Here is a 16,408-nt window from a genome sequence, read left to right on the forward strand (position 1 = left end):
TTGCACGCGGTCCCCTTTGGTATATAGTCCTTGCGGTAGTTAAACTCGCCCATATTACGCCGCATCCTTTCCGTTCAAATTCGCCTTGATATCGTGTACATCCGATGCAAGCCCTTCGTATTGACCCGCCAGCGCCTCGAACCGGTCCGTTAGTCCCTCCGCCAGCTTCATCAAACGGTCTTCTCGCGCGATTGCCTCCGAGTGCATCCGTTCACGCTCCGTTCGCGCCTCTGTGCTAATCCGTTCTTCGCGCGCTTTCGCTTCGTCAGATATGCGGTTCATCTGCTTCCACAACGCGTAGGCAACGACCGCAGCGGCCAGCGCGAATATTCCGTTCTTGGCGACTTCCGCCCATAATACGTCCATCAGGCGGCCGCCTCCGTTTCCTGCGGTTCAAACTCTGCGAGGGCAACGCCGACCGCTTCGTCGAGACTGCGGAGGACTGATTCGCGCTGGCCTGGCGGAATTGATCCGAGGACTGCGCTGATGGTGTCCGTAAGCTCGGCGGCGGGATTCGCGAGGTCTAGCGTTAATTCGAGTAATGCGCGTGCTTTCATATAACGTCTCCTTTACGTAAAAAGAGCCCCGCCGGTAAGGGCGAGACTCTTCGTAGTTTATTCGTATTTTATTCGCCGAGCTGCGCCTTAATCTCAGCTAACCGTGCTTGAAGGAAGGTGAGTTCCGCTTCCCATGTCTCTACTTGCTTTTTAAATTGTGCGTAGTCGTCTGCCGCACGCTGTCCCATCGTACCACTATTTGCAAGTTCATCCGCTAATGATTTATATGTCGGAAGTATGTTGTCTTTATATCCCTTGATTTGTTTTTCGTGACTCTCGATATCCGCGACTACTTTGTCCCGTGCTGCCTGCAGTTCCTTTACTGCCGTTTCCCCTTGGGGTGCGCTCGTCGTGCTGGTTGACGTATCTCCCATAATTATCTTTTTCCCCTCGACCGTAAGTTTTGACCCTGTAGCTTCGGCAACGGCACGCACAGGAGCGTAAGTCGACCCGTTTACTATCACAGCGTCAGCGACCTTTGTCCCATTCTTTTCTATAGAAAATAAGCCCTGAACCTTTTGCCCAATTAGGCTCGACGAGTCAGCAAAAGCAGAAGCACCCGCAAACAGCAATACGCCGACTATTAATCCGGACACAAACTTTTTCATATGTTAGCCCCCATAATGGTATTTTACCTTATTGTACCATTACGCAGCAGATAGCGTAAACGTTTCGTCGCCGTTCGATTACGCTCCGATTGCGAGCCAAATTGCCGCCAGCTCATCCGCTAATGTGTTCGAACCGTTATGAAGCCGTTCCCATCCCGCAACTATGACGTGACCTGTATTTGACGGAGCCAGGCGCACATTGTTTCCGCTCAACGTAACGTCAGGCGAACCGCCAACTATAAGACCGCTCGCAGGCGAATTGTATATCGTAGACTGCACGCCACCTCCAGCGTTAAAGATTATACGGGTGATGCCGTTATCGTACGCCGGAATCTGGATACCGCTGTCCTCGCTAGCATATACGCCGAACGCCACGCTCGCCGGATCGATTACTACGCGCGGATATACGGAGTCTGACGTTTGTATCTTAGCGCCAGTTATCGTACCGCCTTCTATTTCGTTACCAATAATCTGGCTCGCGCGGATCACGGACGATATTACCTCGCTGTTCTCGACCTCTCCCGTAAGTTTAATCGACCGCGCCACGACGTCGCCGGCCATGTTTACGCGGAATGGTGCGCTGTTAAAGTCCGCATGTCCAGCGCTTATCCCATGCGTATTAATCTGCACGACTTTATTACCGCTACCAATCAGCGTTGAAACGAAATTACCGAATTGACCAACGACTGTCTCCGCGACAACTCCGGTTGCTGTTATTGCTGATCGTGCGGTTGCCCCGCCGTCCGTAGACACGATTATCCCGTTAGATGTCACGATTACCATATCGTTCGGGTCGACGAGTGATTGCGCTACAATTCCACGCGTATCGTACTTAACCTCCGTCTTACTTGCGTTGATCTCCTTAACCGCAGCCGCCGCGAATGCCTCGAACGCTTCTGCCCGAATCCGTCCGCCGCTAAACACGTTATCAATCGCACGCCGCGTCGACTCTAGGTCCGCGATAATCTGCGCATAGTCGCGCCGCTGAACGTTGGCAACCGTTACCTGCGCGTGCTTATCTTTAGCGTACGGATACTCGGTCAGTTCCGTAATCCGTGCGTTAACATGCGTGAGGTCCATGTCCGGGTCGACCAGCGTAACGGTATCGCCGAGGCCCGGTCGCGGCTCCGTACTGTCGAGCTTGTATAAGTCCGCAGCCGATACGCTGACCTCAAGCGCAGGCACTTCGCGTTCGGCCAACCGTAAGCGCGTGGCCTCCAGCAGTTTCAGCGGATCGGTAACGTCCTGCTCCGTCAGCAGATCGTCGTAAAACGGAACGCTTGCGCTGGCCCACGCGGACGCATACGCCGATACGAGATAGTTGACGCGGAGAATGCCGTCAGTGATTGCGCCGGGAATCGCCTCAAGCCGCGCGCGTTCGTCCGCCGTAAGTATTGACGCAGGCTGACCGATCCATGTGCGCGAGTCTTTCATCTCCGCAAATAGGCGCGTACACAACGAAGACGTATCGTCGCTTGCGGACGAGCTTACGATATTTTTGCCGATGCGGTATTGTAAGGCTGACGCCGAATCGCCGATCTTCTTGCGCAGGTGAATAACGAAATTATCCGGATCGACCTCCGCTCCGTAGAGATTTATTACCGCGTTCAGCGCTTCGAGACAGTTACCGCCGCCGAACTCTTTGACGTCCGCTAGGTCAAACGTATCGTCGACCGCGAAGCTAAAAACGCCGCCCGTTGCCGCTGCGATTAACGACGTGAGCTGCGTTATTTGCTTGCCGTAACCTTCCGCGATATATGACGCGTACGGGAACTTATAATCCGCGAGTTTATACATGACGTGTGTGCACGATATCTGCGCGGTTAGCTTGCGGCCGTCGCGGTTGCGCTGGCGCTTGTTGATTACGTAATATTGACCGCGCTCGTCCTGTACGTGGCCTTTTAACGGCAGCAGCTCGCGGTAATCTGCGGACGATAAAGGGACGGTGAAGCTTAGCGTATAGTCGGCGTTGATGCGGCGGGTGCGTGTGATATCGTCTGCGAAGACAAGTGCGCCGATTGGCGTGAGATGGCGGTCGAGTGATAAGAGCGTTGAGATGATAGCGTCCTCCTTTCGTGTGATAACGGGAATATGCGCAACATAAAAAGCCCCGCGCGTGGGAGCGTAGGGCTTGTGTTGGGGATGTATAGTCTAGCCCATCAGGGAAAAGCCGAACAATAGTCGACACGTTATGACAGCTTTACAGGTTTAGTAAGTGTATAATGTTTAATAGTTTATTGAAAGGGTGATTTTTTGAAGAATACACAAATTCAGAATGTACAACTAAGAAGGTTGATTCGGTACTTTTTAAACGTCGCCAGTTTAGAGCAGTTAGAAACTCTCTCAGGCATTCTTGATAGATGTATAAAGAAAAGAAAACTTAACCAGCCCAAGGAATTAGATAAAGACCACTCTGCATAACTGTGGTCTTTTTTGCTATTACCATTCTGAGCGTTCTATCAATTTAATAAGTCGTCTATGTCATTTTCCCAAACTGCATAAGCCTCGCCGTTGAGGTGAAGCCCGTCATACGTCCACTTTTCGGGAAGCGCACCGTCCTTGTCCGCAAAAACAGAGAATAGGTCAATGAACTCTGCGTCGTATTCATCTGCAATACCCTTAATTAGTTTGTTTGTGTCCGCTATGTTGGATTCACTTAATGCAGGATAGCGAGAGTAGTCTGCTGGGGTTATGCTTTGGATGTAAACTTTTGTGACCGGTAAGGATTTCTGAATTTTTCCAACTATTTTCGAGATGTTATTTCCAATTTCTTGTGGAGACCTTCCTATAGCTAGATCATTTATACCTGCCATAATAAAAACTTTTGATGGCTTTATCTCAATTATTTGATTCAATCTATCTAGAATGCCTGATGTTGTATCCCCAGAAATCCCTCTGTTCACTATTTGAACCTTTGGAAAAGACTCAGCCCATTCATTGCCCTCCGTTATGCTATCCCCTAAAAATACAACACTGCCCAATTTAGGGGATTTGTCTTCAAAAACGGATACCCTAGTTTTGTACTTAGTGTCTGGTTCGCTGCTGCTTTTGCCGAGAAGATTTGAAATCGTTGCTGTTACATATGTCAAACCTCCCCTCTTCGCCACAACGAGAGACAGCCCCGCAATAAGTACAAGGTTAACTAGCAAAGAAGCCACGAGTACAAACTTTAATTTTCTACTCACCTATATCCCACCTCATCATGTATAAAACATCAAGGAATATTATGTCACATAATGAAAGAATCTGTATGTGATATTCCTCAATTTTACATAATAGAAATGGATATCGCTGAATTGTTCGTCAAGGACCCACTAAAGTTTAATGTCAACACCTTCGTAGTGTCGTTAAAATCAATTCCACTGATTCGTCTCGCACCTGCTAATTGTCCAGAAACCAGCTCAGTCTCTTTATACAAGGCGAAATAATATCCAAATGAGCCCGCCCCGATTGTGTAAACGTATTCCACTACCGCCATTTGATTGGAGTGTACTGATATTTTAATAGTTGGGTTCCGGTAAAACTCATCTTGGTTAAATTTAACGCCATTTGCACGTTCAATATGATCGAGCTTTACTGCAATTGAAGATACAGATAAGGACCCGTCATATCCTTCAGGATGCGTAGTGGTTAAATATATACCGACTGCTTCTGAGGCTTTGTTTGCCCAGTAATCAATAAACTCCATACCGTTAAGAGTACCCTCACCGGAGATTTTCACCACGTTCCAGCCCTTGTTTACCTTTATGAACGTAAACTGCATCGACCGCTTTACCGTAAGATTGGAGCTGCCCGCGATATAGTCTACGTTACTAAGGTTGTTATCCGGGTTTATTACCTTATCCAGCGCCATATCCAAAGTGTTTTCGGGCACAACTGTCCCGAAATTGGCTTGGATACTCATTGACTTGGAGGGCGCAACAACCATGTTGGGTATCGCGATTAAATCATCTGTCTCCGCCCAAAATGTGTAATAGCAGGCTCCGGCAAGCCCGATGTCACACACTAACGGATATTGCTGTTCTGGCGGTGTCGATCCACCGGAATATTCGTATATGTTTACGGCGCCGACCGGGATAAACCCGTCTATTGTCCGGCGAACAGCCAGCTTCGATCCGCTTTGCACTCGGTTAATGTTCTCCGGACCCTCGCCAAGAAGCATAGCCGCCACCTTTGCGGCAAACACCTTATACCCGTCAGCGTTAAGGTGGACAGAGTCGCTATAGACCGCACCGCTGTAATTGCGCAGGAATACCTCACCGTCAATCACCGGAATACAATACTTCGCGCCGAGTAATTGAAGGGAATTACGGAACATGTCAATTGCCTCGTTGTAATCCAATTGAGAGTGCCGGGCTTTCGGCGGGGTGAGGATGATAACGGCCTTATCCCACAAAAGTTCCCGGATAATCAATTGCTCGTACCACTTTACGTATTCCGCAATATTCCCCCGCGTCGCCTCAGGCACCCAGGCGGCAGTTGCATCATTTGTGCCGAGCATAAGGATTGTCAGATCGCTGTTATGCTTCTTATTCCAACGTGTGTATGCCCGTTGGCACCAGTCTCCGCTGTACCCCCGGTTAATTACCGTAACGTTCGGATTGATCTGCTGCAGGAATTGCTGCAACGCCTCTGGAAACGTAGTGGACGCTCTTGTTTCAGTATGTGTTGATCCGTCAGGGCAAAGCGTTGGGTCTGCTGGGCGCTTATCCGAGCTTGTTGAATCTTGGCCGTATGTCATACTGTCACCTTGGCAGCATATCCGTGTGGTCAGACCTTCCCGAAGCTTTTGAAAGAATTGACCATAACGGACAATTTGCATAGTGCGCAGCGCCTCAACATCCACCCGCTTATTCAGCGTATTGGCGACCTCGTCAATATCCGCTGCTAATTTAAGCTGCGCAATATCCGCTAACTGCGCAGTAACTCCGTCATACTCCGCGTTCAACCGGTCTCCCAACGTCGGATAAACGGTCCCACTCACGCTCGCCCGCGCAGCCGCCGCTTCCGGCCCGCTGTCTCCCGCGATAATGGCCTGCGTTAGCTCCGTCTTAACACTATCTACCGCTTCCTTCAAGTTCTCTGCGCCCGACACTTCGCCGCTATACGTAATCGTCTCGGCTGCGTGCGCGCTCGTGGACGCCTTATGCGTTGTGATATCGCCCTGCGCTGTGCCAATACGCGCCTCGTGATCCGTTAAATCCGTCTCAATATCCGCAAAGTTAGCGTTATGTTTCGCTAGATTCGCCAAGTCCAGCGCGCTCGATATTACGCGTCTTACAAATCCCATCCGCAATTACCTCCGTTAGTATAAGTATTTGTACCGGTAGATGAACTCAATCCGCACGTTAACCGCAGCGCCCGTAACCGTAAACGTCGTATCGCCCGGTAACAACATCGGAAACACGCGGTTACTCATCGCGTAAGCATTCGCGCCGTTCTTTTTCACCGTTTGCTTATCCGTTGCGCAGTCGATCTCGATAACGTCGTTGACTCCGGTTGATCCCGTAAGCGTCAGTGTATCGAATCCGTCTGATAGCGATAGATTCGTAAACGCGCCGGTTATCCGAATCAGCGGTCCAACATCGTTCGAGCCTGCGTTGTTAACGACAAAAGACTGCCCACTCGCCGTGACTTCGTAACTGTGATCCGTATAAAAATAGCCCTCACCAACGGAGAGCCCCTGTCCATACTCGCGTAATTCCGTAGTCTGCGCGCTTGTCGGCCACGGATCGTTCATCCGCAACTGTACGTCAATTAAACGTGAGCCTGTCGCGCCGAGCGCCAGTGTTCCCGCGTAGACACAGCGCCACTTTTTGTCCGGCATATCGTTAAACTCTAGCGCTAGCTCTCCGCGCCGAGCGTTAAACGTGCGCGCGAGATTCGCAACCGTAGCGTTAAACTCCTCCGCAGACGACGTAATCTCAAACGTCAGCGTCATCGTTCGCGGTCCGTATGTGCCGCCGAAATCGAGCACGCCGTCCCTATCCGCGAGCTTAAGCGTGTTATCCTCTACGTCGGGCAAAACGGGAAGACGACGCTCATAAAGCGCCGCCCCTACCGTTGACATCCATATTCCGTTTACGTTTACGTCCGGCTTCGTCAAGACGTTTTCACCCCCGCAGCTTGTATCCGCGCCATTGCCCGCGCCCGCTCATCATATAAAGTCGCAATGTCGGCGCGATCTTTTATCTCAACGTCGTTGACGCTCATGTCGATCTTCTGCGTAATCTGCGTAACGGCCGCCGGAGCCTGCGCAGCCATACGCGGAATAGGAATCGCGCCCCATAACGCTGACTGCTGCTGCGTGTTAAGTTTGATTCCGCCTGCGCTCGACATGATAGGTGCTGCCGCTCCCACTGCGCCGCTACCTACGCTTGTCTTCGCCGATGTCTGCGGAGACTTAACGGTTGCCATCCTCGCGTTGTACTGCGTAATGAACGCGTCAAGCTCCGTGAGGATTGCGGCATTAGCGCCACTACTTGCGCTGACCCGATACGCTGCGATTCCGTCTTCGACCGTTTTGATATTGCCGCTATACGCTTCGAACGAACTCAATAGCACACTGTACTGCGCCTCGGCTGCGGATTTCTCAGCGTCGTACGCCTGACCCTTCGCGTCCTTTTCGTCCTTGAGCGCGTCCTGCTGCGATTCGAGCGTACGGTCCGTAAGATCGCGGTCGTGTTCGAGTTGCATACGCTCGATTTCCTTGAGTACTGCGTCACGTTCCGCTATGCCCTCCGGTCCGACTGCGCTCTGCAATTCCGCTGCCCGCGTCCGTTTCTCGCGTAATTGAGTCTCGTAATCGGCGTCCGCATTCAGCGTTTTATTAGCGTCGCGTAGCTTTTGGATCGCATCAATCTGCGAATCGTAATCGTCCATAGCGGCCTTTTTGCGCTCGTCGATTGCGTCGAGGTCCGCCTTCTTTGCGTCGTTAATCGCGTCCTTTTGCGCCTTGACGAGATCGTCCGCGAGTGCTACCGTCTGCTTCGTGAGTTCCTTGCGGGATTGATACGCCTGTTCGTCGGCCTTCGCGTAATATTCCGAATCCTTCGCGTAACGGTTACGTATGCGGGTCCACGCGTCGAGTTTCATCCGCGCTATTTCTGTTTCCGACTTGCCCGCGTCCTCCATACGGCGTTCTTCCGCGTCGATCCATTTCGCGGAGGCGTCGTACTGGTCGCGTGCTTCCGCCTCGGTTGCGGTCGCTACGTCCTTCCGGGATTGACGGCGCTGGTTATCGGCGGCTTTATACTGCTCCGAATCCTTAGCGTATCGGTCGCGTAATCGCGTCCAGCTTGCGAGTTTCACCTCCGCTATCTGCAGCTCCGTTTTACCGGCGTCTTCCATGCGCTTCTCTTCCGCGTCGATCCACGTTGTGCTGAAATCGTAGCGTGATTGTGCGGAGTCTTCACCGAGCCGCTTAAGCTGGAGCGCCAATGTACGCGAATCATCTACGGACTCTTTCAAAAACGCTGCATGGCGTTTCTTAAGCGCGTCATACTTCGCGATTTGCTGGTCCGCAGTCATATCGTAAAAATCCGCTTGGAACTGGACGGTTTTAAGGTCAGCGTCATATGCAGCTTTACGCGCTTCCGCAGCGAGTTCGGCCGGCGTCTTTCCGGTCTTTTCCTTAGCTTTCGCACCCTTCTTCGCGTCAGGTGCGATAACGTCCTTACTGAACGACTGCGTACCGCTCTCGACCTCGGCGGCAAGCTTTTCCAAGTCGCGCGATGCATTTGCGTATTTTTGTTGCTTTTGCAGCGCCTCGTCTAACTTAGCGTCAACCTCCGTTTTAGCACCGGACGTCACCATTTGAGATAAAGCCCCGTTCATCACGATATCTCCGACAGCACCCGAAGACTGGCGTCGTCTCTGCTCGGTCCGCGCTGCCACGTCGTCCGCAAAGGTGCTGGCGTTATATCCGGATACAACCGCCAATGCGTTACTAAGCCGCTGCAGGTTATCGATCTGCGCTTGTACGGCCTTCGCTTGCGCTTCGTTTTCGCGTGCAAAGTTGCGGATTCTAGCGGTCGTGTTTGCCGCTGCCATATCCGTGAACCGCTTATCCGTATCGATTTGCGAGATAATCGTGTCGATGTTATTCGCGCGTATACGGCCATCTTCGCCTTGCCGTGCGTTCAGTTCCGGGTATTGTGCGATCAATTTTTCCGTTATATCAACCAGCCGACCTTTTTGCGATGCGTCAAGCGTCTGCGCGGCATTCAGCGTTTTAAACTCCGCCGCATATGCGCTCATTTCCTTAAGCGTGGCCTTTTTCGCGGCAAGCGCAGAAGCTTCGGCTTTATCCTGGTCGGTGATAGCGATAGTACCCGCTTTGACGAACGCGTTCATTTCGCCTAGCTTTTCGGTGGCCTGTTCGACGCCAGTGTAACCGAGGTCCTCAAGCTTTTCGTCGAGTTCGCCAAGCGCTTCGTTGACGTCCATTGTTTCCGCGAACATCTCCGGCATCCACGTGCCGTTTTCCTGAGCTGCGTTCAGTTCGTTTAACCGTTCCTGCAGCCGAGCGCGTTCTTCGAGAACTGGCGTCAGTTCCTCCGTTTTGGCCTTTAACCCTTCAACATCCGCTTGCGTACGGTCAATCGGCGCTTTGTCGAGTACAGCGTTAAGATCAGCCTGCTGCTTGGCGAGTTCTTTCGTGGCTGCTGCAGCTTCGGCGTTTGCTGTCGTTAGATAACCGATGCCGCCCGCCAGTGCTCCGATCGCAAGCGTAATCCAGCCGACCGGTCCCGCAGCCACTTGCATAGCCTTAAATCCCGCAACGATAAGCTTAAGCGCGGGTGGCACCGTTGCGAGGACCGTAACAAGCCCTAATACACCGACCGCACTAGCTGCTACAGCGGACACGAGCGCCTTGTTGTTTTCAACGAAATCCGCCAACGCAATAATCGTAGGTGTCAGCGTTTCGAGTACCGTTTGGAACAGCGGTGTAAACGCCTGGCCGAATGCGACTGATGCCTCGTTCGTTGCCTGCGTAAAGCGAGCCTGTGTTCCGGTGAATCCTTGCATGGCCTCGTCTGCATTCCCTACAAATAGCCTACCTTCGTTTATGAAGCCGTTGTACGCCGCTTGTATCTTCTGCGCGTCTGTCAAGCGTCCGGCCGTTGTTCCGATAGAGGTTGCGTATTCCTTTTGCATGACCGACAGGTTCTTCGTCACACCGACCGCGTCCGAAAGTACGGAGTTGCCGTTTTTAATCCCGTCCAAACTGGCTTGGATCGCGCCGCCCATCGTATAGAAGGACTGCCGGTTATATGCGGCCGAATCCGCGAGTGAGTTGATTAGCGCGGTGGACTGCTCTAGTCCCAGCCCCGTAGACATTGCGGTTTTATACGCCAGCGCCGCCTCAGTTAACGATAAGAAGCCGCGCGAAGCCAGGTCCTGTACGGCTGCCTGCGCGTCTTTTGTTTGTATTCCGAAGCCTTTGGCAACCGCGTTAAGTCCTTGGAATGCGTTGAATAGCTTATTCGCTTCGTTGACAGCGTCCTTCATCTCACGGACGAGCTTATTAAGTGCTGCTCCTGCGCCTATTCCCGCCAGTGCCGACGACAGATCACGCATACCATCTGCGCCGCGCCGTGAATCGCGTTCTAGGTCTTGTATTCTGCGTCGGGCCTCGTCCATTTGCCGCCGGAACTCCGACATCTCAAGCGTGATCCGCGCGCGTATTTCTCCGACGTTAGTACCACCCGTTGTCATCCTAGCGCCCTCCTTACTGAGTCGTTTATCATGCGTTGGTATAGCCGCTGATTCGTCCGGAGTGGCTGCGATAAAAACTTCGGACGCGTTCCTGGCGTTGTCGGATTTTTGTACGCGCCCATTTCATGTACACGCAAGGCGTAATTAAAGCGCGCACCACTCCGCCCTTCTTCCGTTGCAGAGTAGAACACCTCTCCGTAAACCTGTCCGTCCTTTACCTTGACTTCCTTCCCAGCCGTCATCCGGAGAGTTCCGGTCTTTAACGGCGCAATATCACGGCTGGTCGCGAGCAAATGGTCGGTAGCGTCGTGTACACCGGAGATGGCCGCCTCGATAACCGTCTCGCGTTGGCGCTCTAGAAATCGGTATAATTGTGTTGCGTCCATGTTAAAATCCATTCCGTTCACACCCTTCCCGAGCGCATTTGGTCGCGCAGTCTATTAAATCCGGCCTCGTCAAACGTTGGCTTATCCGCTATCTCAAAGCCCGCTTTACGCTGCAGTTCGTTCGAGTAGTTGCGGAAGCCGTCCGCATCCGTCGTATGCGACATTATGTTAACGTTTAGCAAATCTAAGGATTCGCCAGCTCTGCGCCGTGTCTCCGCATCGAGCACGTCAAGCAAGTCCATAACGTAATAGCCCGTCTCAAGCTCGACCTGCGTTTTGCCGAGGCGGACGGCTGCGTCAATGAAAAACTGATCAAGCGTTATTCCGCGCTCATCGCTGCGTCCGCTGCTTTGTCCAGCGTTTGCGTCAGCTTTAGAGCGCCTTGCACGTTTTTTAGGAGTCCGCCGAAATCGTTCACGCGCGCGACGGCAGTAAAATACGCCATCAATTCGTCCGGCGCTACGTTTTCCTCAATCCACTCCGGCTCGAACCGGGTCAATACGCTGACCACCTGCACGATATCGTTGAGTGCGTGATCAATGACCGCGAATAGATAAGCTGCGCGATTCTCTGCCGGCGCTGACATGACGCCCATTATCAATTCCGGTAACATGTTTACGGCGGCGAATAGTTCACGCCATTGGCCGACCGCTACCTTCCGCACCTTTACCATCCTGTCTCCGAGTTGGATTACGTTTGGGTCAATTACGATATCTGGTGCGGTGGATTCCGCTTTATCTGAACGCTTGAAAATCGGCATTTATTTTCGCTCCTTATAAAGAAATAGAGGCGCGGTTAAGCGCCCCTTTCAGCGTGATTTATGGCGTTGCGGTAATCGTATCGTCGCCCATGATAAGGATGACGCCGTCTTCGTCCGGAGTTGACCGGAGCGTTACGTTGGTGATGCGTTCGTTCTCGTTATTAAACGAATAGGACAGGTCCGTCTCGCTGTACGCCAGTGGCAACGTTATCCAGAAATCCGGATCAGTAGCGTGAGCCAGCGGTTTGATTATGGCAATCTTCGCGGTATCAATCAGATTCAGACCGACGCCAGTCTTGACGATAACCTTCGAACCACCAGCCCCCGTCACGACCTCCGCTCCGGTCATGATCTTCGGAATAGTTGGCAGGTCATACTCGCCGAACGGGACTGTAACGCTGACATTACGCCCAGTTACCCGCTTGCCTACGATTGTTTCCCCGGTCTGATCCGTCTTCTGGTCGCGGTATGTTGTTTCAGTCGTAAGTACAACGCCGCCGATAGTCGTTTCAAATTTGACCATGCTCGCGCCAGTTCCGTACTCAACGATTGCCGGGCCGACTTCGATCTTCGAAAAATTCTGAGCCATTCATTGGTTCCCCCTCTATATTTGCGCATTAAAAAGAGCCGCCCGATTACGGACAGCCCTCGTATTTATAGCGACGTTGTTAACGTAAAATTGACGGAGTATAGTGCGCGGCTACTCTCGTCAGGCCCGAGATACCACGGCGCGCTTTGATCCGCCAGGCACTTCACCACGCGCGTACTCCCGAGCATAAACTCGGTCTTGCCGTGTAGCGCCGCGATTAACGCGTTACCCTTCGCCTCTGCGGTCGCCGCCAGCTTCGCGCGGATCACGACTTGAAAGGCCGGAAAAGCAACGGACGACCACTCTCGGGGAGCGCCGCCGCCCGTTATCCGCACATATGCGCAATCGTCCGGATTTGCTGCGATAAAGTCGTTGCCGACTACGGTAATCCCCGGCATTGCCAGCCGCACCGCTGCGTTTATATCCGCTAGAGTTAGCGACATTATACGTCCACCTCCGTTAGAATCGGACGACCGCTCAGCATCCGTTTTACACCGATGGTTAATGGATCGTAGGTCGCCTCGTCTCCTAATTCGTTGGTATACGTAAGCTTAGCGTCTAGGCCGATATCTGCGAGCTTATCGAAGTAGAACGTTCCGACGCTGACAACTTCGGCTCCGTGTTGATTACGGACCAGCTTAACGCCTTCTTGGAACCGGCATTTCAACGTATAAGGGACGCCCGGAATCGGCGTATTGTAATCCGGATCGAAGCCGCCCGCCGGCGTAATCGTGACCGTTTGTTTCAGCGGTAAGATCGCCATTACATCGTCACCCACTTAACCGCGCGCTTACTGAGCTTAACGCCATTCTCCGCGCCAATTAGCGTGTAAACGACGTCAGGAATTAGCGCGTCCAAGCCCGTTTTCAGCCCGTCCTTAAACGTAAAATTCGCTACGCCACTGATACCGAAGCTCGCTACGCCTTGCTGCTGCAGCGCGTTCGTATCGTTAAATGCGGTCGCCAGCGCGTTCGCATATTCGTAAACCGCCGCGTCCGGTATCGTATATTGAGCGTATTTGTTCGTCAGCGTCCGTCCTGCCACGTTAACTATCCGTAGTTTTTTGGCGTCGTCTGCGTCCGTCCAATCGTCAACGTTGATACAATTCGCGTTGATATACGTTGTTGCGTCTTCAACCGTTAGAGCCATGCGCTCACCTCCCGTTATTTTGCGGAGGTATTCGCGGGAGCCTTACGCGGTTTAGGCGCGGGCTTAACGGCTTCCTCCGGTGCTTCTTGTTTGATCCATGTTGGAGATAGCGCATCTAACAACGCTATTTCATCCGCGCTTTCTGTTTCGTACGTGCCTTCCACGTTAAACTCAATTCCGCCGACAACGGAGTAAAAAGGGCTTGCGCTATATTTCGCCACGTTTAACCTGCCTCCAGTGTCGCTATCCGCGCTGCAAGTTCCGCGAGTATTCCCTGTACTGTTGTCGCGGTGCCGGGTCCGATTGCCGTTGCGGTTACCTGCGTTGCCGTGTGTGCATGGTTACCGGCTGCAGCGGTGGATGCCGTAGTCCCGAGAGCTAACAGTGCGGAATTACCTGCCAGTGCCGTGCCTGCGGTTGTTCCGAGAGCTAAGGAAGACGTCCCTGCTCCAATCGCCGTACGAGCAGCCGCTGCGTCCGCTGCCTTAATAACGCTACGTCCGACGGTAGTTGCGTCTGTGATATCCGCAGCCGTTACGGTGCTACCCCCGCCGCCTCCCGCGCCTTCTTGCAGATCTTGAATAATATCGCCGAGACCTACGTCATTAGCTGCAGGGCTGACGAGGTTTAAGCGTTCTTTGTCGCGATCTGTTATTGCCACTATTCGTTCACCTCCGTAAGATTAAAGGGAGCCGAAGCTCCCACGTAATTAAGATACCGACGTAGAGATGTTCTCAAGGATTGCGATTTTCTCGGCCGCATTTTTCACCGTCACGCCGTACTCACCGCGAATCTGACGCGCAACAAAGTCAGCGCCAGGAACCGTAGCATCTGCGTCGTACAAAGCACGTCCGCTCAACGGATCGATAGACAGGATATCGCGGTCGAACAGCGCGATTTTGTTTTTCGGGAAGTTCGGGTCGACTACGACAGTCGCAACGGAACCGCCTACGATATCGGACACGAATGTCTGAATCTTGTGGCCGGTTGCGGTATCTGTGCGCTCAGTACGGATAGTATCCGAAGCAAATTTCGTAATCTGACGAGCGCCTGCAGTGTTAGTCAAAATCGTATTAACGGAACCGCCACGCTGGTACACTTTCTCCGCGAGGTCATTCAGCATCTTCGGTGTGATTTCGCCACCGTTCGCATTCTGTTTAGCGGAGCCTTTCTTATCCGCGAAATACAACAGACCACCGGTTGTGCGCGGAGTCCCTGCGCCTGCGTCAATGCGGCGACCATAGATCAACCAGTCGTTTTGTTCCCGCGCGATCTCTTTCAACCGAAGCTGTACCTGGTAGTCGAGCTCGTTGGTAACGTTGTAAGTCCGCACGTTCTGTTGAGTACCGGATACGGCCGCATAGCGCTCGATGATCTGAGCGTAGTTGAAATCAACGAGGCGATCGTGGCCCTCATCTACGCCAGGTAGCGCACCTTCGAGCTGTGGTCGGGATACGATCCGAATCTCTGCGCCATTGGCTACGGCTGCTGCGGTTGTTCCGTCGTAGCCGCGCACTACGGTAATGACGTCGCCTGCTACGGCTGTGACACGCAGGTACTCCTCGCCGATAACCACGATTGCATTAACGCGGAATTTCAGTCCATCACCTTCAGCTACAGTAATCGAAGTTGCGCCAACCAGTGCCGCCGCTGCCGCTGTAGCGCGGTTAGAGTTTAGATTATCCGACATCCACTCGTATTTCGTTTGATACAGGGGAGTAGTTCCGATTCCGATAAGGCCGAGCAATGTCGGAGCGTCGTCGATGATAAGTGAAATACCTGCTTCGAGCTGGCGTACTTGGTCCTGAAAGTCATAAGATTTCAACATTAATAAGTTCCCCCTTGGTTTTGGTCAAAATAAAAAGGCCCGGAATTTTCCGTAGCCTCGGCTTACTTTTTCGCTAGTTTGTTTGAGATTTCGATTACTTTAGAGAAGTTTTTTGCCTTTCGTGCTTCGGCGAGTTGAGCTTCGAGTGTCTTCCTCTCGTCCTCATCCGGATTACCGCCACCACTGACGCCAATAGGCTTCGGTTTTGTCTCCGCAACTAAGTACGGTTCCGCTGCGATAAGCGCCTCGACCGCTTCTTTCACGCCGACCGCGTTTCCTTCGTCATCTACAGACGCATTACTCAAGTCCGCTAATTTCAGCGCGGAAGCCAGACGGTCAGCCGGCACGTTCTTCTCGCGCGCCAACGCTTTAAACTCCGCGTTAATCAAGCGTTTATTTGCGGTAACAATCGCTGCAGCTCCGCGATCCTCGGCTTCCTGCGCTTTAGTACGTGCGGCTTCCAGATCAGCCGCTAAACGTTCTGTCTCCGTCAGTTCCGCTTTCGCACGCTCAGCCTCCGCCTGTTCAAGCGCGGTCAGCTTCGTCTTCAGTTCGTCGTAGTCGCCGAATTTCTTGCGCTCACGGTCGACTCGCTCCGCAATGACGCGGTTCAACTCCGCCTGTTGTTCCGCTGAAAACTCAACTTTTGGCGGCTTGCCCTCTCCGCCTTCACCGCCACCACTTCCGCCTTCTCCTCCGCCGTTATCAGCGTTATAGAAAGGGATGAATCCGTTAAATAATCGTCTCATATCGTATCCTCCCGCGTTTTAGCGCCGCGTAGCGCATAGAGTGTCTGACCGTCCAGTTTATC

General features: G+C 52.7%; 19 protein-coding genes. All 19 read right to left on the reverse strand.

Translation table 11 applies throughout. The features are described from left to right. Positions 1 to 54 precede the first annotated feature (54 nt). Complete coding sequence (locus tag NST07_RS25605) at positions 55 to 366, reverse strand: hypothetical protein (protein WP_342480393.1); 312 nt, start codon at positions 364 to 366, stop codon at positions 55 to 57. Further along, positions 366 to 557 (reverse strand): hypothetical protein, encoded by a 192-nt coding sequence (locus tag NST07_RS25610; RefSeq protein WP_342480394.1) that lies wholly within the window; start codon positions 555 to 557, stop codon positions 366 to 368. Before NST07_RS25610 ends, NST07_RS25605 begins: the two co-directional genes overlap by 1 nt. Positions 558 to 625: 68 nt before the next feature. Then, entirely contained in the window at positions 626 to 1,165 is a 540-nt protein-coding gene (locus NST07_RS25615) for a hypothetical protein (protein ID WP_342480395.1), read from the reverse strand. A 78-nt stretch (positions 1,166 to 1,243) separates the two neighbouring features. Next, entirely contained in the window at positions 1,244 to 3,313 is a 2,070-nt protein-coding gene (locus tag NST07_RS25620; RefSeq protein ID WP_342481976.1) for a phage tail protein, read from the reverse strand. 311 nt (positions 3,314 to 3,624) lie between these two features. After that, the gene (locus tag NST07_RS25625) at positions 3,625 to 4,350 is read right to left on the reverse strand and encodes a GDSL-type esterase/lipase family protein (protein ID WP_342480396.1); all 726 of its coding nucleotides are present in this window, start codon (positions 4,348 to 4,350) and stop codon (positions 3,625 to 3,627) included. An 83-nt stretch (positions 4,351 to 4,433) separates the two neighbouring features. After that, positions 4,434 to 6,455, reverse strand: a complete 2,022-nt coding sequence (locus tag NST07_RS25630) for an SGNH/GDSL hydrolase family protein (RefSeq protein ID WP_342480397.1) — start codon at positions 6,453 to 6,455, stop codon at positions 4,434 to 4,436. 15 nt (positions 6,456 to 6,470) lie between these two features. After that, positions 6,471 to 7,271 (reverse strand): phage tail domain-containing protein, encoded by an 801-nt coding sequence (locus NST07_RS25635; RefSeq protein ID WP_342480398.1) that lies wholly within the window; start codon positions 7,269 to 7,271, stop codon positions 6,471 to 6,473. Further along, a complete protein-coding gene (locus NST07_RS25640; protein ID WP_342480399.1) occupies positions 7,268 to 10,885 on the reverse strand; it encodes a hypothetical protein in 3,618 nt (1,205 codons plus the stop codon). The genes NST07_RS25635 and NST07_RS25640 overlap by 4 nt, the downstream gene beginning before the upstream one ends. Then, complete coding sequence (locus NST07_RS25645) at positions 10,882 to 11,271, reverse strand: HK97 gp10 family phage protein (protein WP_342480400.1); 390 nt, start codon at positions 11,269 to 11,271, stop codon at positions 10,882 to 10,884. Before NST07_RS25645 ends, NST07_RS25640 begins: the two co-directional genes overlap by 4 nt. Positions 11,272 to 11,288: 17 nt before the next feature. Further along, positions 11,289 to 11,513 (reverse strand): hypothetical protein, encoded by a 225-nt coding sequence (locus NST07_RS25650; RefSeq protein ID WP_342480401.1) that lies wholly within the window; start codon positions 11,511 to 11,513, stop codon positions 11,289 to 11,291. Positions 11,514 to 11,590: 77 nt separating this feature from the next. After that, positions 11,591 to 12,031, reverse strand: a complete 441-nt coding sequence (locus tag NST07_RS25655; protein WP_342480402.1) for a hypothetical protein — start codon at positions 12,029 to 12,031, stop codon at positions 11,591 to 11,593. Positions 12,032 to 12,089: 58 nt separating this feature from the next. After that, positions 12,090 to 12,620 (reverse strand): hypothetical protein, encoded by a 531-nt coding sequence (locus NST07_RS25660; protein ID WP_342480403.1) that lies wholly within the window; start codon positions 12,618 to 12,620, stop codon positions 12,090 to 12,092. 65 nt (positions 12,621 to 12,685) lie between these two features. Beyond that, entirely contained in the window at positions 12,686 to 13,063 is a 378-nt protein-coding gene (locus tag NST07_RS25665; protein WP_342480404.1) for a minor capsid protein, read from the reverse strand. Further along, entirely contained in the window at positions 13,063 to 13,383 is a 321-nt protein-coding gene (locus NST07_RS25670; protein WP_342480405.1) for a hypothetical protein, read from the reverse strand. The genes NST07_RS25665 and NST07_RS25670 overlap by 1 nt, the downstream gene beginning before the upstream one ends. Further along, a complete protein-coding gene (locus NST07_RS25675; protein WP_342480406.1) occupies positions 13,383 to 13,769 on the reverse strand; it encodes a hypothetical protein in 387 nt (128 codons plus the stop codon). Before NST07_RS25675 ends, NST07_RS25670 begins: the two co-directional genes overlap by 1 nt. Before the next feature lie 14 nt (positions 13,770 to 13,783). Then, on the reverse strand, positions 13,784 to 13,990 hold the full coding sequence (locus tag NST07_RS25680; RefSeq protein ID WP_342480407.1) for a hypothetical protein: 207 nt from the start codon (positions 13,988 to 13,990) through the stop codon (positions 13,784 to 13,786). A gap of 2 nt (positions 13,991 to 13,992) precedes the next feature. Continuing rightward, entirely contained in the window at positions 13,993 to 14,430 is a 438-nt protein-coding gene (locus NST07_RS25685) for a hypothetical protein (protein WP_342480408.1), read from the reverse strand. A gap of 48 nt (positions 14,431 to 14,478) precedes the next feature. Beyond that, positions 14,479 to 15,597, reverse strand: coding sequence for a DUF5309 family protein (locus tag NST07_RS25690; protein ID WP_342480409.1), 1,119 nt, complete (start codon positions 15,595 to 15,597; stop codon positions 14,479 to 14,481). Positions 15,598 to 15,659: 62 nt separating this feature from the next. Then, on the reverse strand, positions 15,660 to 16,346 hold the full coding sequence (locus NST07_RS25695) for a scaffolding protein (RefSeq protein ID WP_342480410.1): 687 nt from the start codon (positions 16,344 to 16,346) through the stop codon (positions 15,660 to 15,662). Positions 16,347 to 16,408: the final 62 nt, after the last annotated feature.

This window comes from Paenibacillus sp. FSL L8-0340, assembly GCF_038593145.1.
In the GTDB taxonomy this organism is placed as follows: Bacteria; Bacillota; Bacilli; order Paenibacillales; family Paenibacillaceae; genus Paenibacillus_AQ.

Bases quoted from the DNA above. Each gene is read 5' to 3' on its own strand.
- NST07_RS25605 (WP_342480393.1), bottom strand. From the start codon at position 366: ATGGACGTATTATGGGCGGAAGTCGCCAAGAACGGAATATTCGCGCTG.
- NST07_RS25610 (WP_342480394.1), bottom strand. From the start codon at position 557: ATGAAAGCACGCGCATTACTCGAATTAACGCTAGACCTCGCGAATCCC.
- NST07_RS25615 (WP_342480395.1), bottom strand. From the start codon at position 1,165: ATGAAAAAGTTTGTGTCCGGATTAATAGTCGGCGTATTGCTGTTTGCG.
- NST07_RS25630 (WP_342480397.1), bottom strand. From the start codon at position 6,455: ATGGGATTTGTAAGACGCGTAATATCGAGCGCGCTGGACTTGGCGAAT.
- NST07_RS25640 (WP_342480399.1), bottom strand. From the start codon at position 10,885: ATGACAACGGGTGGTACTAACGTCGGAGAAATACGCGCGCGGATCACG.
- NST07_RS25645 (WP_342480400.1), bottom strand. From the start codon at position 11,271: ATGGACGCAACACAATTATACCGATTTCTAGAGCGCCAACGCGAGACG.
- NST07_RS25650 (WP_342480401.1), bottom strand. From the start codon at position 11,513: ATGGACTTGCTTGACGTGCTCGATGCGGAGACACGGCGCAGAGCTGGC.
- NST07_RS25655 (WP_342480402.1), bottom strand. From the start codon at position 12,031: ATGCCGATTTTCAAGCGTTCAGATAAAGCGGAATCCACCGCACCAGAT.
- NST07_RS25660 (WP_342480403.1), bottom strand. From the start codon at position 12,620: ATGGCTCAGAATTTTTCGAAGATCGAAGTCGGCCCGGCAATCGTTGAG.
- NST07_RS25665 (WP_342480404.1), bottom strand. From the start codon at position 13,063: ATGTCGCTAACTCTAGCGGATATAAACGCAGCGGTGCGGCTGGCAATG.
- NST07_RS25670 (WP_342480405.1), bottom strand. From the start codon at position 13,383: ATGGCGATCTTACCGCTGAAACAAACGGTCACGATTACGCCGGCGGGC.
- NST07_RS25675 (WP_342480406.1), bottom strand. From the start codon at position 13,769: ATGGCTCTAACGGTTGAAGACGCAACAACGTATATCAACGCGAATTGT.
- NST07_RS25690 (WP_342480409.1), bottom strand. From the start codon at position 15,597: ATGTTGAAATCTTATGACTTTCAGGACCAAGTACGCCAGCTCGAAGCA.
- NST07_RS25695 (WP_342480410.1), bottom strand. From the start codon at position 16,346: ATGAGACGATTATTTAACGGATTCATCCCTTTCTATAACGCTGATAAC.